At 56.6% G+C, this 3143-nt stretch carries 3 protein-coding genes and 1 pseudogene; 2 read left to right on the top strand and 2 right to left on the bottom strand.

Annotated features, from left to right (window positions below):
* The first annotated feature begins 192 nt into the window (after positions 1-192).
* Positions 193-1479, top strand: coding sequence for a tyrosine-type recombinase/integrase (locus SX1_RS22005; RefSeq protein ID WP_019054833.1), 1287 nt, complete (start codon positions 193-195; stop codon positions 1477-1479).
* On the opposite strand, the gene SX1_RS24995 is transcribed toward SX1_RS22005, so the two are convergent.
* Positions 1464-1892: a helix-turn-helix transcriptional regulator gene (locus SX1_RS24995; RefSeq protein ID WP_241763574.1), complete on the bottom strand. Its 429-nt coding sequence runs from the start codon at positions 1890-1892 to the stop codon at positions 1464-1466. The two genes, SX1_RS22005 and SX1_RS24995, sit on opposite strands and share 16 nt — an antisense overlap.
* Positions 1893-1949: 57 nt before the next feature.
* Here SX1_RS24995 and SX1_RS21995 point away from each other — a divergent pair, with 57 nt between their 5' ends.
* Positions 1950-2387 (top strand): hypothetical protein, encoded by a 438-nt coding sequence (locus SX1_RS21995; RefSeq protein WP_017181510.1) that lies wholly within the window; start codon positions 1950-1952, stop codon positions 2385-2387.
* Here SX1_RS21995 and SX1_RS23405 read toward each other — a convergent pair.
* Positions 2371-3143 (bottom strand): annotated as a pseudogene (locus SX1_RS23405) (conjugal transfer protein TraG N-terminal domain-containing protein); the annotation flags it as partial. The gene SX1_RS21995 and the pseudogene SX1_RS23405 overlap by 17 nt on opposite strands.

Here is a 3143-nt window from a genome sequence, read left to right as displayed (position 1 = left end):
TCAGGGTCCAAAAAGACCAACAAAGTCTCAAATAGACATCAAAAAATAGTCTGTTTTCAGGCTGTTATCTCATATAACATGATCTCACACAGGATCATAACCGCCCAGGTGGTTACCATGAGATTTGTTGGTAAATTTGTTGGTGCAAAGTTAGGATTCAAGTCTCGCGCACGGCGTCCAGGAGACTGATCCGTGCTGACCGATACTATCATCCAATCCATTTTGCCTGCCGCCCGCCCGATCAAAAGAGCCGATGGTGGTGGTCTCAATATCTGCGTCCTGCCCAACGGCCGACGCGAGTGGCGGCTCTCTTACCGATTCCATCATAAGCAGAAGAGCATCACGGGAGGCGACTATCCGTTGATGAGTATCGACCGCGCCAGGGTCTGGCGTGAGGAGATGAAAGCGGCTCTCTCCGCCGGGAAAGATCCGGCCAACATCAAGCGACAGCTAAAATATGAGGATCAAGCCGAGCGGACGACGTTCCGCCAACTGGCCCAGGAATGGATGCTTGCCAAGCGACCAGGATGGTCTGATCGTTACGCGGGTGTGATTGAGCGGCGGCTCGAGGCCGACATCTTTCCCACCATCGGCAAACTGTCAGCGCGATCGATTCTTCCGCGCGACATGCTCGAGGCGCTGAAAACTATTGAGGATCGCGGCGCTTTCGAGATGGCGCATCGGGTGCGGGCCTATTGCAGCGAAATCTTTCGGTTCGGCATTCCAGACGGTCGGGTTCTTACGGATCCCTGTCGCGATCTCGGCACGGTCATGCGCAAGCGCGCGACGGTTACGCATCGATCCAAGATACCGATCAAGGAATTGCCGCGCTTCTATGCGGCCCTCAACGCGGACACGGGATCCCGGCTCAGCCATCTCGCTCTGCGCTGGACGATACTCACCATGGTCCGGACGACCGAAACCCGCCACGCACAGTGGAATGAGCTTGAGGGCTTGGGCGGCCCTGAGCCACTCTGGCGAATACCGGCCGCCCGTATGAAAATGAGAGTCGAGCATCTCGTGCCGCTGCCACCGCAGGCGGTCGCCCTGCTTCGGGAAATCAAGAAGCTCAACGTTTATGGCAAATTTAGCAATGAGCGGTTCGGACAATATTTGTTCCCGGTAATCGGCAACCAGGGGGACACGATCAGTTCGAACCGCATGCTGGTCTTGCTTCAACGGCTAGGGGTTGGCGACAAGGCGACGGTGCCTGGGTTCCGTTCGATCGCCAGTACCGTGCTGAATGAAACCGGCCTGTTCAAGGCGGATTGGATCGAGCTGCAGCTGGCACATGTACCCGGCGGTGTTCGTGCCGTCTACAACGCCGCGCGCTATCTGTCCCACCGTCGGCAGATGCTCGAATGGTGGGCCGACTATCTCGACAAGGCCGAACAGGCTTCAGCGGCGATCGCCATTGAGAAGGCGACGCCGGCAAAGCCCAATATCGGGGCGCTGGAGTGGTTTCAGTCCTCTTGGTAGGCGCTTGGTGCCTGCATCCAGCGTAAGATCCTCGAAAGGCGCCAGGCCACCGCTCTGGCGCCGATCTTTTCCGGCGCCGGGAATGTTCCAAGGTGGATGTCGCGATAGATGGAAGCCTTGGGCTTGCCCGTCTTCGCGATCACGGCTCTCAGCCGCAGAAACTGCTCGTTATTCTCGTCCATTTGCAAACCAACTCCAAATGTTGATCTGCCCGCGGGAACAGTATGACGAGAGTGCAAAAATGGATCAATATGTCCCACGGAAAATATATACTGCTGTTTGTCCAGTAATCCCGTGAAACAAAGATTTGAGGATTTCGAGTAGGCGCGTTCCAAAGAGGAGAGAGTGAAAAGGTTGATATGGAGCCTGGGTCTTCTGTTCTGAAATTGGGTCAGCCTGATGGCGAGCAGCAACGCATTGCCCCTATCGATGAGCTGGAAGAGGTGATAGATTTTAAATCATGAGCGGTGATGAGTTTGAGCATGATGGAAAATTCTCAACGTCAACGACAAGCGCCCACTCGGCTACGGGATTGGCTGTGGCGGCCGTGGTATGCGAAGCTATGGTGGAGCGGGGTGCCAGCCTATTGGCTGGGGATGCTCGCATCCGTCAAGATTGATGCTCTGGCTGAAGTTTATCATTCGGCTGCCGGTGGATTTCTGAACATCTTGTTCTTCCCGCCGATGGTGACGCTCGTTCTCTCGTTCGGTTTCCTTCGACAGAGGTTGGCGTCGTTGCCAGCTCAGGAGGACGGTGAATTTGATGAGGACGCATTCTGGGAGAGCAGGAAGTATGGGCCATCAGGCTTGCCGAAAGAGATTGATCCGCTGGATTCTTCGTCCGGCGCTCTGTGGATCGGCAGCTCTTTGAACCCCCATAACCCCGGCTACATCAATCGCGCTTCTTGAACGACCCGTCCCCGTCTGTTGGACCGTTAGCTAAATCGGTCGAGAAGCGGCCACTGTAGAGGAGCGAAGACTGCTCGAATGAAGTGACGGGGGCGTTCAGGTCAGTGGTTCCACGCGCGCTGTCAGCATCTCCAAGATAGCGATTTCTCAGGCCATGGGGTCCAAGGATCTCTGAGGTAAGGCGATTTGTGAACGCATCTGCGGGTTGGCCGGCCTTCGAAGCTGCTTGCTCGGCGTTAGCGATAGCTTGCCGGACATCGTAATTTACGATGCTGAGCTGACTGCTGGCGGCTTCGTTCGTGGTCCCGCTTTCCTGACTTGAAACGGCAAGAGAACCTCCAACTCGGCCGCTGCCACTCCCCGATCTACCTTTGCGAGTTCCGCCGCCTGTGCTGATGGTCGTACCTGCGATTTCGCCTTGGGTAGTAATATTAAAAACATTCTGATCTTGAGCGGCCCTTCCGATCGAGCGCTCCCAGCCTGTCTGGGCCATTATCGCCTGCACGTCGCGTTGGAGCGTGTCAGCGATCTGTGGTTTCAGCCGCCAATCGCCTTTGCGATCCATCTCGAACCCGCCCTTGAGCCAGTTCGCCATGGCGGCGCGCCCTTCGGCACCTCCTCCCATGAAATGCTCGATCGTGTCGGGACCAGCCTGCTTGCCCGCTTCGAACCGCGTGCTGGTGTCGTTGCGCGCTGATTTCTCGAACCCGGCGCTGCTCGACACCAGCAGGTCATTATGGGCAAGACTGAGGCGGC

The sequence above is a fragment of the Sphingobium xenophagum NBRC 107872 genome (assembly GCF_000367345.1).
Classification (GTDB): Bacteria; Pseudomonadota; Alphaproteobacteria; order Sphingomonadales; family Sphingomonadaceae; genus Sphingobium; species Sphingobium xenophagum.
Note: the sequence above shows the minus strand (reverse complement) of the source record. Positions and strands in the feature narration are given on the sequence as shown.

Coding starts and splice junctions, on each gene's coding strand:
- SX1_RS21995 (WP_017181510.1), top strand. CDS start 1,950: ATGAGTTTGAGCATGATGGAAAATTCTCAACGTCAACGACAAGCGCCC.